Consider the following 20124-nt stretch of genomic DNA (forward strand, 5'->3'; position numbering starts at 1 on the left):
GATGACACAAAAAAAAGACATACGTGAAGAACTGAAACGCCGCGTGCTGGTGCTCGACGGGGCCATGGGAACCATGATCCAAAAGTGCGGGCTGACCGAAGCGGATTTCCGAAACGAAGAATTTGCCGAACTGACCAACGAGCTGTTTGGCAACAACGACCTGCTGTCGATTACCCGCCCCGATGTGATTAAAAGTATCCATGCAGCCTTCCTCGAGGCCGGCTCCGACATCATTGAAACCAACACCTTCAATGCCACCAGCATCTCGCAGGCCGACTATCACACCGAAAAGTGGGTGTACGACATCAACTATAAATCGGCCGTTCTGGCCCGCGAAATTGCCGACGAGTTTAGCGCAAAAAATCCCGATAAGCCGCGCTATGTAGCCGGTGCCCTGGGGCCCACCAATAAAACCTTGTCGCTGTCGCCCGACGTGAACGACCCGGGCTACCGCGCCACCAGCTTCGACTTGGTGAAAGAAGCCTACCGCGAACAGCTGAAAGGCTTGCTCGACGGGGGTGTGGATCTGTTGTTGGTGGAAACCATCTTCGACACGCTGAACGCCAAGGCGGCGCTGTTTGCCATCGAGGAGGAACTGGAAGAACGTGATCTGTATCTTCCGGTGATGGTCTCGGGCACCATTACCGATGCCAGCGGCCGCACCCTCTCGGGACAAACGGTGGAGGCCTTCCTGAACTCGGTGCGCCACATCGACCTGCTGAGTATCGGACTGAACTGCTCGCTGGGCGCGAAGGATATGCGCCCTTATTTGGAAGAAATGGCGAAAAAAGCGCCCTTCTACATTAGCGCCTACCCCAATGCGGGCTTGCCCAACCAGTTTGGCGAGTACGACGAAACTCCCGAGGAAATGGCTGTTCAGGTGAAGGACTTCCTGGATAACCACTTTGTGAACATCATCGGTGGATGTTGCGGAACCACGCCCGACCATATCCGCAAATTTGCCGGCATTGCCGCGGCAGCCGAGCCGCATATCAAACAAAAAAATGACGAATTAACCCGCTTCAGCGGACTGGAACCGGTGACCATCACGCCCGAAACCAATTTTGTGAATATTGGCGAGCGTTGTAATGTGTCGGGTTCGCGCAAGTTTGCCCGCCTGATTCGGGAAGAAAAATATGAAGAGGCGCTGGCCGTTGCCCGCGACCAGGTGCAGGATGGTGCCCAGGTAATCGACGTGAACCTCGACGATGCCATGCTGGATGCCAAAAAGGAAATGGTGACTTTCCTGAACCTGCTGATGTCGGAACCCGACATTGCCAAGCTTCCGGTGATGGTCGACAGCTCCAAATGGGAGGTGATCGAGGCCGGCTTGAAATGTTTGCAGGGGAAAGCCATTGTGAACTCGATTAGTTTGAAAGAAGGCGAGGAGCAGTTCCTCGAGCATGCCCATCAAATTAAGCTGTACGGTGCTGCCGTGGTGGTGATGGCCTTCGACGAAAAAGGCCAGGCCGACAACTTCGAGCGACGGGTGGAGATTTGCACCCGCGCCTACAAGTTGCTCACCGAAAAGCTGAATTTCCCGGCCGAGGACATCATCTTCGACCCCAACATCCTGACCATTGGTACGGGGATGGAAGAGCACAACAACTATGCGGTTGATTTTATTGAAGCCGTGCGTTGGATTAAGCAAAACCTGCCGCATGCCAAAACGAGCGGTGGGGTGAGCAACGTGTCGTTCTCCTTCCGCGGGAACAACCTGGTGCGCGAGGCCATTCACTCGGTATTCCTGTTTCATGCCATCAAAGCGGGGCTCGACATGGGGATTGTGAACCCGGGGATGTTGCAGATTTATGATGAAATTCCGAAAGATCTACTCGAATATATTGAGGACTTGGTGATGAACCGCCGCCCCGATGCGACGGAACGCTTGCTGGACTTTGCCCAAAACCTGAAAGCCGACGAAGGCAAGGTGGTGAAGAAGGACGAGTGGCGCGAGCTGCCCCTGGTAAAACGTCTGGAGCATGCTTTGGTGAAAGGTATTCCGGATTACGTGGAGCAGGATTTGGATGAAGCCATTCCGCTGTACAGCCCAACGCTGAACATTATTGAAGGCCCGCTGATGGACGGCATGAACGTGGTGGGCGACTTGTTCGGCTCAGGGAAGATGTTCCTGCCGCAGGTGATTAAATCGGCCCGGGTGATGAAGAAAGCGGTAGCGCACCTGTTACCCTTTATCGAAGCGGATAAGGCGAAATTCAAAAACCAGCAAAGCAGCCAGAAAAAGGTGCTGATGGCTACCGTGAAAGGCGATGTGCACGATATTGGTAAAAATATTGTGGGCGTGGTGCTGGGCTGTAACAACTACGAGGTGATCGACCTCGGGGTGATGGTGCCAACCGAAAAGATTCTGGAAACAGCCCGTAAAGAGAACGTAGATATTATCGGGTTGAGTGGCTTGATTACGCCATCGCTGGAAATCATGGTGAATGTGGCCGCCGAAATGGAGCGCCAGAACTTCCATTTGCCGCTGATGATCGGTGGTGCAACAACTTCGAAGATCCATACCGCCGTGAAAATTGCCCCGCAATATTCGGAGCCGGTGGTGTACGTGAAGGATGCCAGCCGTACGGTGGGCGTTGTGGCGAATTTGCTGTCGAAGAACGAAGATTTCGCGCAGTCGTTGAAAGATGAATATGCGCAGATCCGCGAGTTCCACGGACAGAAAAAGCAAAAGGAATACCTGACGCTGGAGGAAGCCCGTGCCAATAAATTTATGCCCGATTGGAGCGCTGATGTGATCTATAAGCCGAAGCAAACCGGGGTGCACGAGTTGATTGACTTCCCGCTGGAAGAGCTGCGTAAATACATCGACTGGAACTTCTTCTTCTTTGTGTGGGAGCTGAAAGGCCGCTTCCCCGAGATTTTGGATGATGAAGTTCAGGGCGAACAGGCGCGTAAAGTGTACGAGGATGCGCAGCTGATGCTCGACGAGATTATTGAGAAAAAGATGTTGCAGGCCAATGGCGTATATGGTATTTGGCCGGCTCAGGCCGACGGCGACGACATTGTATTGTACAAGGATGAAGCGTGCAGCGACGAGCTGGGGCGTTTCTACCACCTGCGTCAACAGGAGAAGAAGCGCGAAGGTGTGCCCAACTTCTGCTTGTCGGACTTTGTAGCACCGAAAGAGCTTGGCAAAACCGACTACTGCGGTGGATTTGCCGTGACTGCCGGTATTGGCATCGAGCAATGGCTGGAGCAGTACAAAGCCGATCACGACGATTATAAAGCGATTATGCTCGAAGCACTGGCCGACCGTTTGGCCGAAGCTTTTGCCGAGTTGTTGCATGCCAAAGTGCGCAGGGAATACTGGGCCTATGCCCCCGATGAAGACCTCACTTGGGACGATATTCTGAAAGTCCGTTACCAGGGCATTCGTCCGGCACTGGGCTATCCGGCTTGCCCGGAACATCAGGAAAAGCGCAATTTGTTTAACTTGCTGGGCGCTGAAAAAATCGGTATTGAATTGACGGAACACTATGCCATGTATCCCACGGCTGCGGTTTGTGGGCAGTTCTTTGCACATCCTGAGTCGCGCTACTTCAGCCTCGAGAAAATCAGCAAAGATCAGGTGCAAGACTATGCCAAGCGTAAAGGCGTATCGGTTGATTTAGTGGAGCAGTTCCTGCCGGTAAACATTAACTATAAAGGAGTATAAGACTAAATTATTGAGGGTTTATTGAGGGCTTCACTTTGAATGGTTATTGAGGGCTTCACTTGGAATGAAACCCTCAATAATACACGTGAAACCCTCAATAACCTTAAAAATTAAAAGATAATGAATAGTTCGACAAAGAAAGCGATTATAGCATTTTTACTAGGTTTGGCAGTTATGTTTGTGCTGGATATGATTTTTCATTTCAACAACTCGATTGAAACCGAAATGCAACGTCAGAGTAAAAAAGCACAGAAACAGATCGAGAACATCTTTAAATAAACCGAAATCAGACAAATTCGACCCGGAAAATGAAAGTTATAGATATCATCAATCAAAGCGATAAAACGGTATTCTCATTCGAATTGCTTCCACCGCTGAAGGGGAATGATGCCAGCAATATTTACCGCACCATCGAAAGCTTAATCGATTACAATCCCAGTTATATCAACATCACAACACACCGCGATGAAATGATTTACAAGGAAATGCCGGATGGATCGATTCACAAGCAGGTGGTTCGCAAGCGCCCCGGAACAGTGGCTATTGCGGCGGCTATTCAGCACAAATACGGGATTCCGGTGGTTCCGCATATCTTGTGCGGTGGCTTTACCAAAAGCGAAACCGAGCACGTACTGATTGATCTGAACTTTATGGGTATTGAAAATGTGCTGGCCTTGCGCGGCGACGGCGTGAAAGGGGATACGGTATTCCGCCCCGACCCGAACGGACATGCCAATGCCGACGAGTTGGTGAAACAGATTGTGGATTTGCGTAATGGCAAATACCTCGACTCGGACCTGAAAAATACCACACCGCTGGATTTTTGTATCGGTGTGGCTGGTTATCCGGAAAAGCACTTCGAAGCGCCGAATTTCGACACGGATTTGGGCTATCTGAAGCAAAAGGTGGATGCCGGAGCCGAGTATATCGTCACCCAGATGTTCTTCGATAATCAGGTTTATTTCGACTTTGTTGAGAAGTGTCGTGCTGAAGGAATTACGATTCCGATTATCCCGGGAATCAAGCCGATCAGCAACCTGCGGCATCTGACTATTCTGCCCAAGATCTTCAGCATCGACTTGCCGCAGGATCTGGTGAACGAGTTAAAAAAATGTAAGAACAACGACGATGCGAAGTTGGTGGGAACCGAATGGGCTATTCAGCAATCGAAAGAATTGGTGGCCAACAAGGTGCCTAGTTTGCACTTGTACACCATGGGTATGTCGGACAACGCCCGCAAAATTGTTGAAGCCGTATTTTAAGCGAAAACTGTCTTATACCGATATTCAAATCCGATCTCAGTTGTTGAGTTCGGATTTGTAATTTTTACCCGCTTTGAGTTCTTAAAATTGCTTAACTTTTCATCCTAAAATTGATTGAATGCGTGACTTACCCAATATAAAGCCCGGAAATGTAGATGTCTTTTTGAATCGGGAAGACATCATCCTCGATACAATTGCCCAGATTATGAAGGATTTTGGCTTGTTCGGCGTGGAGATTGAATATTCCGGATCGATTGATGATGCCTACGAAAAATTGCACCGCCAACTGGTCGATCAAATTGATCGGCTGATGCACTCCAATAGCGATTTGTTGATGTCTATCCTCTATCAGGTCGATATCAGCCAGCGCGACATTGATCAGACGGCGAACGAATTTCCCCGTTACAATCAAATTGAAGTGATCGCTCATCAAATTATTTTTCGCGACCTGAAAAAGGTGCTGTTCCGCCGCTATTTCAGCAGTAGATAGCGCTGCGGGCTGCATTGGCTCGTTCGCTATGTTTTTAAAATCAAAGACCTTATAAAATGTTTTTCGCGGGTTTTCGTTAGCTTTAAAAGCAGAAATTCGAACGACCGTGAAAAAACTCCTCTTAGCACTTTGTTTCGTCATCCTGATCCCTGCATTCTCGTGGGCGAATCACGAAGGCTGTACCCGCTCCACCGAAGGAACCGAGTTTTGGTTTGGCTTTATGGAAGGGAGGAATGATAATGTTGTGGATCATCGCCTGACCATTACGGTTACCTCTGCTTACACCACTTACTTTTCGATATACAATCAGGGAGGAACCAATTTATTGGGTACTTACTCCGTTAGCGCTAATTCGGAACAGCTGGTGGAAATTCCTTGGGAGACCAACGAGGTGATGACGTCGGAAAGCGTTGGGAACAAAGGGATTTATTTGGTTGCCAACGATCCGGTGAATGTGTATGCGATGAATTGGGATTATAAATCGTCGGATGCGGCGGTGATTTACCCGGTGGAATCGATTGGCAAGGAGTATTTTACACTGTGCTATGAACCGCATTACAACTCTTACGGAACGGGCTTAAACGGCCGAAACAGTGAGTTTTTAATTGTTGCTACGGAAGATCAGACGCAAGTAACGATTACGCCATCCAAAATTACCGATGGCTTAAAGCCGGCTAATGTGCCCTTTGTCATCACGCTGAATAAAGGACAAACCTACCAGGTGCAGTCCGCAAACGAGCCCGACCTGGACGGGCAGGGGGACTTAACTGGCAGTCACGTTGTGGCCGATAAGAATATCGCCGTTTACTCCGGTAATTTCGGGACCACTGTGCCGCGCACCAGTGACAATCTGGCTGATCCGGAATTGATTTCGGGTTACGATCACTTATTTGAACAAATGCCTCCGCTTTACTCCTGGGGAACCGAGTATTACGCCGTTCCGTTGATGGGACGGGAACTGGATTTCTACCGGATCATTGCCAGCGAGGATGGTACGACAGTTGATGCCGGCCCCTTTTGGGCCCCTTTTGTGTTAAACCGGGGGGAATTTAAGGAAATCTATCTGGAGTCCGGTCAAGCCAGCCGTATTGCGGCAGATAAGCCTATTTTGGTTGCGCAGTACAGTGCATCTCAAAACTATCTGGGCGAAGGAGGCACCGAGTATGGAGATCCGTCGATGATCGTCCTCAGCTCGACAGCACAGTCCAAGAACAATGTGACTTTTGTAGCCTACGACTCGGAGAATATCACAAGCTATCATATCAATATTGTGAGTTTAACCGATCAGGCTTCCAATTTGAGGTTGGATGGCAACCCCGTCAGTACAAAGCCTTTTGCCGGGACTGCATACTCGTATGCTCAAATATTGTTGTCGGCCAGTGGATCGCATACGCTGTTAAATACCGATCCGGATGAGGGTTTCCTGGCTTATGTGTATGGGCAGGGCGATAAAGAATCCTACGGTTATCCGGTTGGTTTCAACCTGAATGTGGTCCTCGATCTGGGCGAAAATATCAATTTCGACGGTGATACGCTGTTGTTGTGCCCCGGTGATGAGCTGACTCTGGATGCAGGACCTTATTTTGAGACCTACCTGTGGTCGACCGGCGAAACGAGCTCGTCGATTCGCGTGTCTGGAGAAGGCATGTATAAAGTGACGACGACCATCAGCGACTGCCCGGCACTGCACGATTCGGTTTATGTGTTTTATGCCAAGCCGCAGTTGGAGATCACTCCTGCTGATTTGTCTTATTGTTTTCCCAAAGAGCTTAGCCTGGTGGCAAATTCGTCCGAAGCGACAAGCTTTCTCTGGGAAAGCAAGGAAGGGAAGGAACTGGGCACCACGTCGACGCTTACGGTGGACTCTACGGCACAATATATCGTGACGGTGTGGAACGAGTATGGCTGTTCGACCACGGATACAGCTGATGTCATCATCTTCGGGCGGCCTCCGGTAACGATTGCCGCCGATAGCCTGGTGTGCGGCGAGCTGCAAACCGCCGTTACAGCCGATCTGGGCAATTATCCCGACTCGTTGTGGACCACTGCTCCGGGAACCTTTGAATGGGCATCAGATGATGCGGGAGTTAGTTTTGCCGACCCTACTGATTCGTCGGTAACCATGCTGGCTCCCGGCTGGGGAACTTATCAGCTTTATTACAAACTGACCACCAAAAACGGCTGCATCAGTGGCGATACCATTGAAGTGACTTTTTCGCCCGGTACGGAGTTTACCGTTGAGCCGGATCAATTTTACAGATGCGCTCCGGATTCGGTGGAGCTGAAGGCCATTATTTCCTCGGGATCGGCTGATGTTGCCTCTTATTTGTGGCAAACTTCGTCCGGAGATACTTTGGCGCATACGGAAACATTTTGGGCCGATTCAACGGCACAATACATACTCTCCATCGAGAATAGTTATGCTTGTACGGTGACCGATACGGCCGAAGTGATCATCTTCGGAAATCCGCCGGTAACGATTCACTCCGAACCCGCAGCCTGCGACGAGTTGAGCACAACTGTTCATGTTGATTTTGCCAGCTATCCGCCCGACTTGTGGGATTATCCGGGGAGCTTTCAGTGGTTCGCACCTTCGCCCTATTTGACTGTTAGCGACTCGACTGATGCCTCGGCTACGGTTAAAGCGACCGCTCCCGGAGTTTATGAGCTTTATTACAAACTGACCACGAAAGACAATTGTGTGAGTGGCGATACCATCGAGCTAAGCTTTATTGCCGGGCCCGAGTTCAGCATTGTTTCAGATACTTATTCGAAATGTGCGCCGGATTCCGTGCTGTTAACGGCAGATGTTAGGTCTGATCTCAGCGAACTTGTTTCCTATCTGTGGCAGACGGCTCAGGGCGATAGCATTGCCTTTGGTGCAGTACCTGAGATATGGGTCGATTCAACAGCTTCGTATGTGTTGACGATCGAAAATACCGATGGCTGTCGGGCAAGCGATACAGCTGAAGTGGTCATCTTTGGCAACCCACCGGTAAGCATTCAGGCCGATCCGGCAGTCTGCGGCGAGCTGACGACAAACGTTCATGTTGATTTTGCCGGATATTCGCCCGCGTTGTGGGACTATCCGGGAAGCTTTCAGTGGTTGGCAGCTTCGCCGGATTTGACCGTTAGCGAATCGACTGATGCCTCGGCGACCGTTAAAGCGACCGTTCCGGGGATTTATGATCTTTATTACAAGCTGACGACTAAGGACGATTGTGTGAGTGGCGATACCATTCAGCTTGAGTTTTATCCGCAGCCGCAAGCCGCCTTCGGGTTTAATTTTCAGCCTACATGCAGGGCTTATGTGGAAACGCTGCGCTTTACCGGGACAACAAACGATCTGGAGTCGCTGAACTGGACGTTCCGGAATGCAGCCATTACCGATACCATTGCTGAAGGAGAATATCTGGTGCGGGTGTTTGATTTCGCAGGGGTGAAGCCCGCCATTGAGTTAATCGTAGATGAAGGTTATTGTAAGGATACGGCCTATCAGGAGGAGCCTGATTTCAGTGCAGAGCGGGCGCTGAATATTGATTTTAAAGCAGAACCACCAGCTGGTTGCGATAGCCTGGAAACGATGTTGATTGTTACAAACATCAAGGAAGAAAGCCGGATTAGCTGGTTTACGGATCTGGGGAGTTTTAGTGGCGATTCGTTAGCGCTGACCTATACGGTGCCCGGAGCTTACGATGTAACCATGCTGGCCGAGTCGGATTTGACTGGTTGTTTGGAGATGCTAACCAAAGAAGGGCTTGTTCAGGTCGTTGATCCGCCTGTTGCAGCATTCTCGGTCGATTATCCGGTTGTTTCGCCGCAGAATCCGTTGGTCACTTTCTACAATAATTCGACTGATGCCGATGCGTACAACTGGATTTTCGGCGATGGAGACAGCTCAATGGACTATGCCCCGCAGCACGAATACCCTGCGGTGGGCAGTTATATTGCGTGGTTGATTGCCCGCTCAGATTTGGGGTGCAGCGATTCAACTACAACCCAAATACAGGTAGTTGTCGATCGGATTTATGCGCCCAATGCTTTTCGCCCCGGCAGCGATATTGTTGAAAATACCGTGTTTATGCCCGCCGGATTAGGCGATAACGGTATGCCTTTTCTACTGCGTATTTACGACCGTTGGGGACAGTTGGTATTCGAGTCCACCACATCAGCCAGTCCGTGGGATGGTACCGATAAAAGCGGGAAAGAAGCGCCAATGGGCAACTATGTATGGATGGCTACTTTTGTTGATTTAACGGGCAAGAAGCACGAGCAAACAGGACAAATTTTACTGATTCGCTAAGGGGTGCCGTAACGCTCGCGGTAGGGCTCGAAGAAGGGCAGCAGCCGGTTGGCTTGTTTGCGTTTATTCAGCACAAAAGCCAGCGATATTTCGCTGGTACCACCGGTATGGCCTGCCAATTTCGAAATCGTCCAGTCGTAGCTGTAGGTAAGCTGAAATTTGTAGTTCACAAAACCCACCACCAAGATCATGGCATCGTAGCGCAGGCCAAAGTTCTGACGAAACCACGCTCCGCCGGTAAGGCCGCTTTTGGTGGCAAACAGGCCGTAGTTAATTTGGTCAGAGATGCCCTGTTTCTGAAAGATGATTTGCGGCGAGATGTCGAACTTTTTGCGCAAATGGCCATGCCTGAAAACCGGAAGCCGCGCGCCCGCGTGGATGGTGTATTTTCGCGGCAGCTTGCTGTCGGTGGGGTTATCCTCCGAAAAGGATAAATCGGGCTCGGTGAGGTGGTGAACGGCAAGGCCTCCGAAGACTTTTTTACTGTACAGCAGCAGTCCCATGCCGTAGTCGAGGTAGGAGCGTTTGGTTTCCTCGAAGCTTTCGGCCGAGGTGCCCGGAATGCCGCCGTTGTAGTCCAGGTTGTCGGCAAAGATCAGCTCGCCTGTTTTGAGCGAATTTTCGGCATAACCGAGCTGCACACCCGCATGAGCAAATAGATCGCGGTCGAGCTGCACCCGCACCGAATAGGCCAGGTTCAGCTGAAAATTATTCAGGATCTTATTGGCTTGCGCATCATTCAAAATGTAGATTCCCAGTCCGCCCTGGAGAAGGTCTACCGGCAGATCGATGGCTGCGGTATAGCTGGTATAGGCATCCTTAAACTGATGCCACTGATCGCGGTATTGCAGCGACAGCCGGGGAGCGCCGATTGTTCCGGCAAAAGCGGGGTTCATATAAAGGGGATTGGCGTAGTATTGCGAAAACGAAACGTCCTGACCGTAGCCCGGAGTTCGTGCCGACAAACTGAACAGAACCAGCAGTCCGGTGCAGATATGAAGTACTTTTCGAGTTCTGCTGCGCATAGCCTAAAAATAATTAAAATCCATTCAGTCAGGGAGTCATTTCTGAATAAATCAGTATGTTTTACGGCCTTCTTGTTTTTCAATAAAACTTATTTTGGGGCTAAAAATTGTGATGGGCCAGGAATGCTGAAACAACAAAGCCCGGTTTTGTCGACCGGGCTTTCTGCTAAAAGAGAGTGTGTATTTTTTTAGAATAGTTTTTTGAAGCCGATCAGCTCTTTGACTTCTTTCAGGGTTGCCTGAGCCGACTCGCGGGCCTTTTCGGCACCCATGCGGGCAACTTTGGCCATATAAGCTTCGTCGGCCAGAATTTCGTTTACCCGCTCGCGAATTGGTGCCGTGAACGTAACAATATCTTCGGCCAGCTGCTTTTTCAAATCGCCGTAACGAATGCTGCAGTCGTTGTAAGCATCGTTGAATTGTTGCACAATGGCCGGATCGGTCATGATGTCCATCAGGGTGAACAGGTTCTGAATGGGTTCCGGCTTTGGTGAGTTTGGCTCTGTCGGACCGGCATCGGTCACGGCACGCATCACCTTTTTGCGGATCGATTTGGGATCTTCAACCAGGGCGATGGCATTGCCTTCCGATTTTCCCATTTTACCGCTGCCGTCCAGCCCGGGGATCTTAATCATGTCGCCACCATCGAAGGTGAAGGGGCGCGGAATGGGGAACACTTCGCTTTTGTACATCCGGTTAAAGCGGCCGGCAAATTTGCGGGCCATTTCCAGGTTTTGTTCCTGATCCTTGCCAACGGGCACATATTGGGCTTTGTGGATAATGATGTCCGAGGCCATCAACACCGGATAGGTTAACAAGCCGGCGTTCACATTTTCCGGGTTTTTGCGGGCTTTATCTTTGAACGATGTTGTGCGTTCCAACTCGCCCAGGTAAGCGTTCATATTCAAAAAAGTGTACAGCTCGGTAATCTCGGGCACATCACTTTGAATAAAAATGGTGGCTTTTTCCGGATCAATTCCGCATGCCAGGTATTCGGCCAAAACCTGTTTCACACCTGTTTGCAGGTTTTCCGGCGTGGGGTGTGTGGTTAGTGAATGTATGTCGGCAATAAAGAAATAGCAATTGTATTCTTCCTGCATTTTTAAAAAGCTGCGTACGGCGCCGAAATAGTTTCCCAGGTGCAGGTTCCCGGTCGGCCTGATGCCGCTAACTACAATTGGTTTACTCATTTTAGTGGAAGTAAGAAGATTAAAAAATCCCGCTGATGAGCCTTCGTTGGGAAGAATCTTCAACGGCTTAGCGAAACCGAATATCGGTTCTTTTTAATTCGATCAGCAAAATTAACCCGAATCCTTGAAACTCAAAAATTTATTTTCGGGGTGGATGAAGAGATCACAGGGTTTACCCGTTTGAGGAGGCAAAAAAGGCGAAATGACAAAGGATACTTATCAAAGAGGTCATCGGGAACGTGGAATAGTCAATAATTTCCGAAAGCGGAATTTCCGAAAGCCCCGGTTGACGCGTCCCCCGAGCAACTTGACGCGTTCCCTGAGGAATTTGACCGTCCCCTGAGCAATCTGCCTGGCTTCATGAGCAGGTTTGACCGTCCCCTGAGCAATTTCTCATCGTTCACGAGCAGTTTCACCCTTCCCCTGGCCGTTTCCCGGCATCTGCTTACGAACTGAGGGTGGGGGCAATTCAGCGCAGGTTTTGTTTTCAATTTTTGTGACCGACATTTTTCGTCCCAAAACAAATCAAATCAGAGCGTCCGGTATTTTTGATTAACTTTGGCGCGGACAATTTTAACAAGAGAATGGAATCGACAAGACAACAAAAGATAAGCCGGCTGCTGCAACGCGAGTTAGCCGAAATATTTCAACGCGAAGCACGTACCCTGTTCATGGGTAAAATGATTAGTGTTACCGTGGTGCGGGTAACCCCCGATTTGGGGCTGGCGCGTGCCTACCTGAGCATTTTCCCCTCGGATAATGTCAAGGAAGTGCTGAAAGAAATCCGCATTAAAAATCCGAAAATCCGGGGTATGCTCGGCCGTAAGGTGGGCAAGCAAATTCGGGTTATCCCCGAGTTGGAATTTTATGTTGATGATAGCCTGGATTATATCGATAACATCGACAACCTCCTGAAATCATAAATTAGTCACCGTTTACAGTTTCGGCTGGCCCTTGTGTCAGCCGAAGCCTGAGATGCGAAACTTGAAACCAAACCATGCAATACGACCCCATAAAACGCACGCTGGGAAAGCTTTTTAATCAAACCCCGGCCCTCCGGAAAGTATTTTATCGTTTGCTCGACCTGTTGTTGTTGCGATCCTGGCACGTACGCCAGGAACTGAAACGACTCGAGCTGCCGGCCAAAAGTGCCATTTTGGATGCCGGTTCAGGCTTTGGTCAGTACACCTACCGGATGAGTCGTCTGTTTCCGAAATCGCAGATTTTGGCGGTGGATGTAAAGGAAGAACAAATTGCCGATTGTAATCAATTTTTCACGCAGATTCAACAATCGGATCGGGTTCGTTTTGCAGAGGCCGATTTGACCAAGTTTGAACAGCGCGAAGCTTTCAACCTGATTCTTTCGATTGATGTGATGGAACATATTGAGGAAGATGTGCAGGTTTTCAAAAATTTTCATCAATCGCTGAAACCGGGTGGGGTCGTGCTGATTTCAACCCCGTCGGACCAAGGTGGCTCGGATGCTCATGAGCACGATCACGATCACGAAGAAGGTGGTGTTCACGGTTTTGTGGACGAACATGTGCGCGATGGGTACAACATTCAGGAGATTGAAGACAAGCTGAAATCGGCTGGTTTCGCCAAGGTTGAAGCTCGTTATTCGTACGGAACACCCGGAAAAATTAGCTGGCGTCTGTCGATGAAGTACCCGATTCAACTGCTGGGGGTGAGCAAGCTGTTCTTCATTCTGATCCCTTTTTATTACATCCTAGCCTTTCCCATAGCAGCAATCCTGAACTATTGCGATGTGAAAGGAAGCCATACCACCGGTACCGGACTGATCGTTAAAGCTTTTAAATAATTGAAGCTGGCCATCCACATAGCGCGTCGCTACCTGATTTCGAAAAAATCGGTGCATGTCATTAACCTGATTTCCGCTTTGTCGGTGGTTGGTGTGGCTGTTGGCACCATGGCGCTTATTGTGGTGCTTTCGGCCTTTAACGGGATCGATGGCTTTATTCAGGGAATGCTTTCCAGTTTCGATCCCGACTTGAAACTTACCGCTGTCGAGGGGAAGAGTTTCTCGCTCGATCGGCCTGAGATTCGCGAACTGATGCAAGTGGAAGGCGTGGCCGAATTTATGCAGGTGGTGGAAGATAACGCTTTGCTGCAATACGAAGATCGCCAGAAATACGGTGTCGTAAAAGGCGTAGAAGCCAATTATGCCGGATTTTCAGGCCTCGATTCGATGCTGGTGGACGGGCAGTTTGTGTTGAACCACAACAACCGGATGTTTACCGTTATCGGGCAGGGCGTGGCGGTTGATTTAGGCGTTGGATTGAATTTCATCAGTCCCATTTACGTGTACTATCCCAAGCGGCAGCAGGCCGGTCGGGTGGTGTTGCAGAATGCATTCAATCGGGACTATCTGTTCCCAAGCGGCGTGTTCTCGGTACAACAGGAAATTGATGCCCAGTACATTTTGGTGCCCATTGATTTTGCCCGCGAAATATTCGAGCTCGATGGCCGTGTAACATCGATGGAATTAAAACTAAAGCCCGGGGTTGAAGTTGAAGATATTCAGGCCAAAGTTAAGGCTTTGCTTGGCGACGCTTACAAGGTGCAGAACCGCTACGAGCAGCACGAGTTTCTGTACCGTGTGATGAAGTCGGAAAAATGGACCAGCTTTCTGATTCTGAGTTTCATTCTGATAATCGCCTCGTTCAACCTGTTGGGATCACTTACCATGATTATCCTCGATAAAAAGGACGATATTTTCATTTTGGAGAGTATGGGGGCCAGCAAGCACTTCATTCGGCAGATATTTCTGATGGAAGGCTGGCTAATCTCCATTACCGGCGCTCTGGTTGGTTTAGTTGGTGGCGTGGGGCTGGTATGGGCGCAAAGCCGGTTCGAGCTCTTAAAACTTCCCGGAAGCGGTGCATTTGCCATCTCGGCATACCCGGTGCAGCTGCAATTGCTCGATGTATTGGCAACGCTCGCCATTGTATTGGCTATCGGCTTTCTGGCGGCCTGGTACCCTGTGCGGTCGATCAAAAAGTGATCGAAGAGCTCAAAGCTTTCTTTTACGCGGATTTTGGCGATTTCCAAATAGAGCAAGGATTTCGATTCTTCTTTTTTTTGTTTGGTAATAGAGAGTGAAATGTTTGTGGATAACTGCCCTTCTTACGTTTTTGTTCTGTTTTGTGGCTTGGAAAAGGGATGGATTATGGGAGATTAATTCAATAACGTGATCTAACTGGTGTGCGAAATTTTTGATCTCCATTTTTGTCCAGTTGTTCTCAATGTAGGCGAGATGCAGTTGTAGCTCGGATAGGGCGTGGTCGGTCCAAAAGATCTTATAACCACTTTTCATAGTTTTTCCGGACTTGTGTATGTGAATTTAGTTTTCCCTGATCGGCATCACGAATTCCGGTTTCAATGGACTCCTGTTCTTCCTCCGAAATTTTATTCCACCAATCATTTCGTTCATCATCGCGTAAGGCCATTATCTTGTCAATAATTGCTGCATCCTCCAGTGTTGACAACCATTGAATTAGTTCGATTTTCTTATTTTGAATGTCAATTGCCATATTCAAAGTTAGCAATTTGAATTCAACCCACAATAGCGGGATAGTCCTTTCATATTTTAAGGAAGTTTACGTCGTGTGCTGGGATACAACCTTTTGATAAGATCGCATCCCAAGGCACGACTGGATCATTGTTCTATTTTTACTTCAACAGGAAATTGAAATCATCACCCGGATTCAGCTCGTAGGCTTCCATACCTTGCATAAAGATGCGAGCCGAGCGGTTGCCGATTAACTCGAGAGTGTCGTTTTCCAGTTTCATAAGGGTTCCTTCGCGCAAGCCAACCACGTAAGTGAGCGGGTTGATGGCAATAAACTCGGCAATACGTTGTTCGCGGGTTTCGCCGGCATGGCCGTCGGGGTTGGCATCCATATAGTGCGGATTGATTTGGAAAGGCACCAGGCCGGTGGTGTTAAAGCTTGTAGGGTCGATGATGGGCATGTCGTTGGTGGTACGCAGGGTGGGGCAGGCCACGTTCGAGCCGGCGCTCCAGCCAATGTAAGGGGTTCCGCTTTGCACGTTTCGCCGGATGGCCATCATCAGGTTTTGGTCGTGGAGCATGCGCACCAGTTGCCAGGTATTTCCGCCGCCAACAACAATGGCCTCGGCTTCTTCAATGGCCCTGACCGGGTTGTCGAAATGGTGAATCCCCACCACACTGTGACCGACACGCTGAAAGGCTTCGTTCACCTTTTGCTCGTACTCGTCGAAGCTGAAAGTGACCGCTGCATAAGGGATAAAAAGCGCTTTGACGGGTTTATCGCCTAAGAAGCTTTTGATATGTGGTGTCGGAAATCCCAGGTATTCTTCGCCTGGCATGGTGGAATTACTGCTCAATAAAAGTTTCATTTTTCTTTGTTTTCAGTTTGCAGCTAAAATAGTTCTTTTCGCCCGAAGTGGGCGATAAATCCGGCAGCTTTTGGCTTCAGAAGGTGATTAAACCAATGCCCAGGGTGAAGGGATAGAGCCTCGGGCCATGCTGGTCGGTAAACAGCGGCTGAAGGTCGTAGGTGGCAAACAGGTTGATGCGGCGGTAGCCCACCCGAATGGTTCCGGAAAAGCGAAAATCGCGCAGGTAATAGTCGCCGGGATCTTTAATTTTCTGTTTTTTGCCGTCGGCCTCGTATTTCACTTTGGTGTGTGTGTTCAGCCGAAGGCTGCCAATAACGCCAGTTGAGAAATACAGGCGGTTGTCGAAATGTTTGACCGGAATCTGAAATTCGATGAGCATGGGGACGCTCAGGTACACCGACGAAAACTTCGACTTTAGCTTTTCTTCCTTTGTCAGCAGAACCGGTTCTACCCGGTTGAGGCCTTTTTCGATGCTGTAGTCGTTGTCGAAGCGGTACGACTGGAAGTCGGCACCCAGGCCCGTAACCAGCCCGATGAAGTTCCGGTTGCGTTGCAGTCGCTGGGAGATCTGAATCAGGTTTATGCTCAGGCAATTTGATTTCCACAGCGTAGGCTCCATAAAGTTGTTGGAATGTTCGGGGTACATCGAATAGTCGGTTTGCGCAAAGCCATTGACGCCGAGGAATACCCCAGCCCAGTTTCCTTTAAAGCGGTTTTCCCAAAAGTTGAAGCCCGAGTCATGAAGCGCTTCAATCTGCAGGACTTTGTCGATGGAATCGGTTTGTGTTTGCGGCAATTGGCTCAGTTTGGCGTCCTGAGCGTGCAGCGCTTGCAATCCAGCTATGGCGATCCAGACAAGCAGCAGGAAGCAGCTTTTTAGGACTGGCAGGCCTTGTGGAAATCGGTTTTTCGGGTAAATGCTGACTTTCATGATGAAGCTTATCATTCTTCGTTCAAGTTAAGCGCTTTCTGGCTGAAAAACAAAACGCAACCGGTATTCCGTTCAATGAGCAACAAAAAACACAGATGATTCAGGGCAATTATCAACCGGAATGAAAGTTTAGGATTTTTTCGACGATGCTGTTGTCGTTGTTTTCAACAGTTGTCAGGTTGTCGTTGCACCTCTAGTCAAATCCAGTTATTGGCATGGCGCCTTAGTGTCTTTGCTTGGTAGACTTTCAGAAAAAAGACCTGCTTTCGCAGATCTTTTCAGATTTATTTTTTGTCCTTCTTCTAGAAGTTCGCCAGCGCAATGCCGATGGTAAAGGGGTAAAGTTCGGGGCCTCGGCCGTCCTTGAATAAGGGGGAAAAACTGTAGGTGGCGTAGAACGACAGATCCCGTAATCCGATGCGGGCAATGGCCGAGTATTTAAACGGATTGAGGTTGAAGCTGCCGTGGTCTTTTTCTTTCGAATGGTCGTTTTTCACCTTGGTGTGCGAGCCCAGGTTCAGTGCACCAACCATCCCGGCACTGACAAATAGGGTGTTGGTGTGGTCGTTTACCGGAAACTGGAACTCCAGCATCAGGGGAACGGTTAGGTACGAAGCGGTTAATTTCGATTTTTTGTAGTTGTTTTCGACGATATCAATGGGTTGAATCAGTGGATTTCCTCCAATCTTATCAAGGGTGATGGAGTTTTCGAATTTGTAATTGTTCCATTGCAGCCCGAAGCCCGAAACCAGCCCCACACGATCAGGTTTAAGGCAAATGTTGGCTTCCAGAAAGTTGATGTTTACCTCGAGTGAGGCTGCCTGCCGCAGTTCCATAAACTCGTTGGTCGGGTCGGGATACATGCCGTAGTCGGTATTGGCCAGTCCGTTTATTCCAAGCTCGAAGCCGGCCCAGTGGCCGTTAAATTTTTTGCGTTTTTGCCAGTCTTTTTCCACGTCTACGTCTTTAGTTACAATAATGTGGGAGCCTTTTTGTCCCTCAATAATCTGATAGTTTCGGCGTCCAACGCGGATGTTTGTTGTGTCGCTCAGCATATTGTCTTCAATGCTGATTTTATCGTTGAGCAAGCTAACTTTTGTCTTTGTCGGTTCCTCGTTCACCCGAACGATGGTTTTGGTGATTTGTTTAACCTGTATGGTATCCTGGGCATAAAGCCGGATGGTGCACAGGGCGATGAGTGTCAGGAATAATATTTTCTTCATGGGTCGAAATTTTTAGGGTTTCTGTGTTCTTCCTCCCTATGACGGGCAGCCTTCAGAATTTGTTACAGGGCTAGCGATTTTTTTTGAACGGGATGGAGAACGCGATCAGTCGGCTGTCGAACTTAATTTGCTTCAGTTTGCCGTTTTCCGTTCTTTCTACATTGAAACGTTCATTTGTGAGGTTCTCCACAGCATTTAGTCCGGCGTTGGCTAAGTTGTTGAAGGTGAAACTTTCGCCTTTGGGGGCATTAATGATTTTGTGAGCCAGGTATTCGTCAACGCTAACTGCCGGCTTTTGGAGCGCAAGCTTATTATTTGCTGCACGGATATGTAGTTCTCCGCTCTGCACGGCCAGCGGCTCAATTTGGGCTTTTAAAGGTTGAATTTGTTCCGGAATGGCTAATCGGGTTGGCTGCACTTCCCGTACCCTGGTTTCGGCAACCGGAGTCGGCAGCTGCTTTGCTGATTCAACTTTGGCTAGCTCTTTTTCGGTACTTTCAGTCACTTTTATGCTTGCATCAGCGACTGGCTTTGGGCGCACAATTGAAGCTTTCTTATCGGCTGTTTTCGCCGAGAATGGTGCTTGTTGCTCTTCTGTTTTAAAGGCAATCGGATTGTCGGGCACTACCGGCTGTTTTCGCGGGATTAGGGCCCATACCGAAAAGAAAATCAGCAACAGGGCCGCAATACGCGATGCCCACAGGGAGAATGTTTTGCGCGGGTGGTGCAATAATTTCTTTTTGTTCGGATACTCGATGGTGGATTGGGGCTTAAGTTTGGCCTGCTTTAGCAAGTGCAGCGTTTGTAGCTTGGCCGAGTCATCGGCTATTTGGTTTAAGAACTGCTCGTTGTTCTCCTCGTTTAGGTCGCCCTCAAGATAAGCTACAGCCTGCATTTCGAAATCCTCGCTGATGTTCGTCGAATGTTTGTACAGTGTTTCTTTAAAGTTAAAGGTGCAGGTTTGTGGTTTCAGGTGTATGTTTTTGGCGACATTTAACTCGTTGGCCAGCTCCGGATTTTCTGCCAAAAAATCCAGCAAATCATCCACTAAATTATCCGGCAGGTTGCCATCAAGGTAGTCGATAAAATAGCTTTCGTAATTTGACCGGTTAATTTTCATACGCATTTAAACTAAAACATCCATTTTACCAATGTAATTTTTCAGAAACACGCGTGCCCGGTAGATGTACACTTTCACCTGCGACTCGTTGAGTTTGGTTATCGCGGCTATTTCTTTGTACGAATAGCCTTCATAGTCGCGTAAAAGCAATACCGAGCGCTGGTCGTTGGGCAGCAGCTCAATGGCTTTGTTCAGCACTTCCTGAAGGTCGCTGTAGTGCTCAAAGCAAGCTTCGTCAGATCGAATTTCATCGACAATGCTCAGGCGACTGTCTTTGCGCACCCAATCGATCAGGCGGTGGTAAGCCGTTGAGAAGAGATAGGCTTTCACTTTTTCGGCGGACACAGACTTGCGGTGCAGCCAGAGCTTCTCAAAGCTGTCCTGAACAATATCGCGTGCTTTTTCCTGGTCGCGAATATTCTTCAGGACAAATCGAAAAACAGCATCGGCATGCTGGTTTACGGCTTGGTTGTACTCTTCAACGGTCATGGGGTTTC

The 20124-nt window shown here is 49.2% G+C and carries 17 protein-coding genes; 8 read left to right on the top strand and 9 right to left on the bottom strand.

Translation table 11 applies throughout. The annotated features are described in order from the left end of the window. The first annotated feature begins 1 nt into the window (after window position 1). The 5 genes from metH (at window position 2) to C8N47_RS07165 (ending at window position 9734) form a co-directional block, all read left to right on the top strand. Window positions 2-3679, top strand: coding sequence for a methionine synthase (gene metH / locus C8N47_RS07150; protein ID WP_107821861.1), 3678 nt, complete (start codon window positions 2-4; stop codon window positions 3677-3679). A 120-nt stretch (window positions 3680-3799) separates the two neighbouring features. Then, entirely contained in the window at window positions 3800-3958 is a 159-nt protein-coding gene (locus C8N47_RS18755; protein WP_170111324.1) for a hypothetical protein, read from the top strand. 29 nt (window positions 3959-3987) lie between these two features. After that, window positions 3988-4941 (top strand): methylenetetrahydrofolate reductase [NAD(P)H], encoded by a 954-nt coding sequence (metF, locus tag C8N47_RS07155; RefSeq protein ID WP_107821862.1) that lies wholly within the window; start codon window positions 3988-3990, stop codon window positions 4939-4941. Window positions 4942-5059: 118 nt separating this feature from the next. After that, window positions 5060-5431, top strand: coding sequence for a hypothetical protein (locus tag C8N47_RS07160; RefSeq protein ID WP_107821863.1), 372 nt, complete (start codon window positions 5060-5062; stop codon window positions 5429-5431). Window positions 5432-5537: 106 nt separating this feature from the next. Then, window positions 5538-9734 carry a T9SS type B sorting domain-containing protein gene (locus C8N47_RS07165; protein WP_107821864.1) on the top strand — a complete coding sequence of 1399 codons (4197 nt, stop codon included), beginning with the start codon at window positions 5538-5540 and terminating at the stop codon, window positions 9732-9734. On the opposite strand, the gene C8N47_RS07170 is transcribed toward C8N47_RS07165, so the two are convergent. Beyond that, window positions 9731-10759 (bottom strand): PorP/SprF family type IX secretion system membrane protein, encoded by a 1029-nt coding sequence (locus C8N47_RS07170; protein ID WP_107821865.1) that lies wholly within the window; start codon window positions 10757-10759, stop codon window positions 9731-9733. The two genes, C8N47_RS07165 and C8N47_RS07170, sit on opposite strands and share 4 nt — an antisense overlap. Before the next feature lie 188 nt (window positions 10760-10947). Further along, the gene (trpS, locus tag C8N47_RS07175; RefSeq protein ID WP_107821866.1) at window positions 10948-11949 is read right to left on the bottom strand and encodes a tryptophan--tRNA ligase; all 1002 of its coding nucleotides are present in this window, start codon (window positions 11947-11949) and stop codon (window positions 10948-10950) included. A 584-nt stretch (window positions 11950-12533) separates the two neighbouring features. Between trpS and rbfA the strand changes: the two genes are divergently transcribed. From rbfA to C8N47_RS07190, 3 genes are all read left to right on the top strand, one after another. Further along, window positions 12534-12872 carry a 30S ribosome-binding factor RbfA gene (gene rbfA, locus C8N47_RS07180; protein WP_107821867.1) on the top strand — a complete coding sequence of 113 codons (339 nt, stop codon included), beginning with the start codon at window positions 12534-12536 and terminating at the stop codon, window positions 12870-12872. 74 nt (window positions 12873-12946) lie between these two features. Beyond that, window positions 12947-13771 (top strand): class I SAM-dependent methyltransferase, encoded by an 825-nt coding sequence (locus tag C8N47_RS07185; RefSeq protein WP_107821868.1) that lies wholly within the window; start codon window positions 12947-12949, stop codon window positions 13769-13771. Beyond that, window positions 13772-14974, top strand: coding sequence for an ABC transporter permease (locus C8N47_RS07190; protein ID WP_107821869.1), 1203 nt, complete (start codon window positions 13772-13774; stop codon window positions 14972-14974). A 9-nt stretch (window positions 14975-14983) separates the two neighbouring features. Here the strand turns inward: C8N47_RS07190 and C8N47_RS19095 are convergent, their stop codons facing one another. The 7 genes from C8N47_RS19095 to C8N47_RS07225 all read right to left on the bottom strand — a co-directional run bounded on the left by C8N47_RS19095 (window position 14984) and on the right by C8N47_RS07225 (window position 20116). Beyond that, window positions 14984-15286, bottom strand: a complete 303-nt coding sequence (locus C8N47_RS19095) for a type II toxin-antitoxin system RelE/ParE family toxin (RefSeq protein WP_107821870.1) — start codon at window positions 15284-15286, stop codon at window positions 14984-14986. Continuing rightward, window positions 15270-15503: a hypothetical protein gene (locus C8N47_RS07200; RefSeq protein ID WP_107821871.1), complete on the bottom strand. Its 234-nt coding sequence runs from the start codon at window positions 15501-15503 to the stop codon at window positions 15270-15272. Before C8N47_RS07200 ends, C8N47_RS19095 begins: the two co-directional genes overlap by 17 nt. A gap of 139 nt (window positions 15504-15642) precedes the next feature. Next, window positions 15643-16350 carry a dipeptidase PepE gene (gene pepE / locus C8N47_RS07205; RefSeq protein ID WP_107821872.1) on the bottom strand — a complete coding sequence of 236 codons (708 nt, stop codon included), beginning with the start codon at window positions 16348-16350 and terminating at the stop codon, window positions 15643-15645. Window positions 16351-16426: 76 nt separating this feature from the next. Further along, a complete protein-coding gene (locus C8N47_RS07210; RefSeq protein WP_170111325.1) occupies window positions 16427-17284 on the bottom strand; it encodes an outer membrane beta-barrel protein in 858 nt (285 codons plus the stop codon). A 302-nt stretch (window positions 17285-17586) separates the two neighbouring features. Next, on the bottom strand, window positions 17587-18507 hold the full coding sequence (locus tag C8N47_RS07215) for a porin family protein (RefSeq protein WP_107821874.1): 921 nt from the start codon (window positions 18505-18507) through the stop codon (window positions 17587-17589). Window positions 18508-18577: 70 nt separating this feature from the next. After that, the gene (locus C8N47_RS07220) at window positions 18578-19627 is read right to left on the bottom strand and encodes a hypothetical protein (protein ID WP_146161455.1); all 1050 of its coding nucleotides are present in this window, start codon (window positions 19625-19627) and stop codon (window positions 18578-18580) included. A 6-nt stretch (window positions 19628-19633) separates the two neighbouring features. Further along, entirely contained in the window at window positions 19634-20116 is a 483-nt protein-coding gene (locus tag C8N47_RS07225; protein ID WP_107821876.1) for an RNA polymerase sigma factor, read from the bottom strand. Window positions 20117-20124: the final 8 nt, after the last annotated feature.

It is taken from the genome of Mangrovibacterium marinum (assembly GCF_003046625.1).
In the GTDB taxonomy this organism is placed as follows: Bacteria; Bacteroidota; Bacteroidia; order Bacteroidales; family Prolixibacteraceae; genus Mangrovibacterium; species Mangrovibacterium marinum.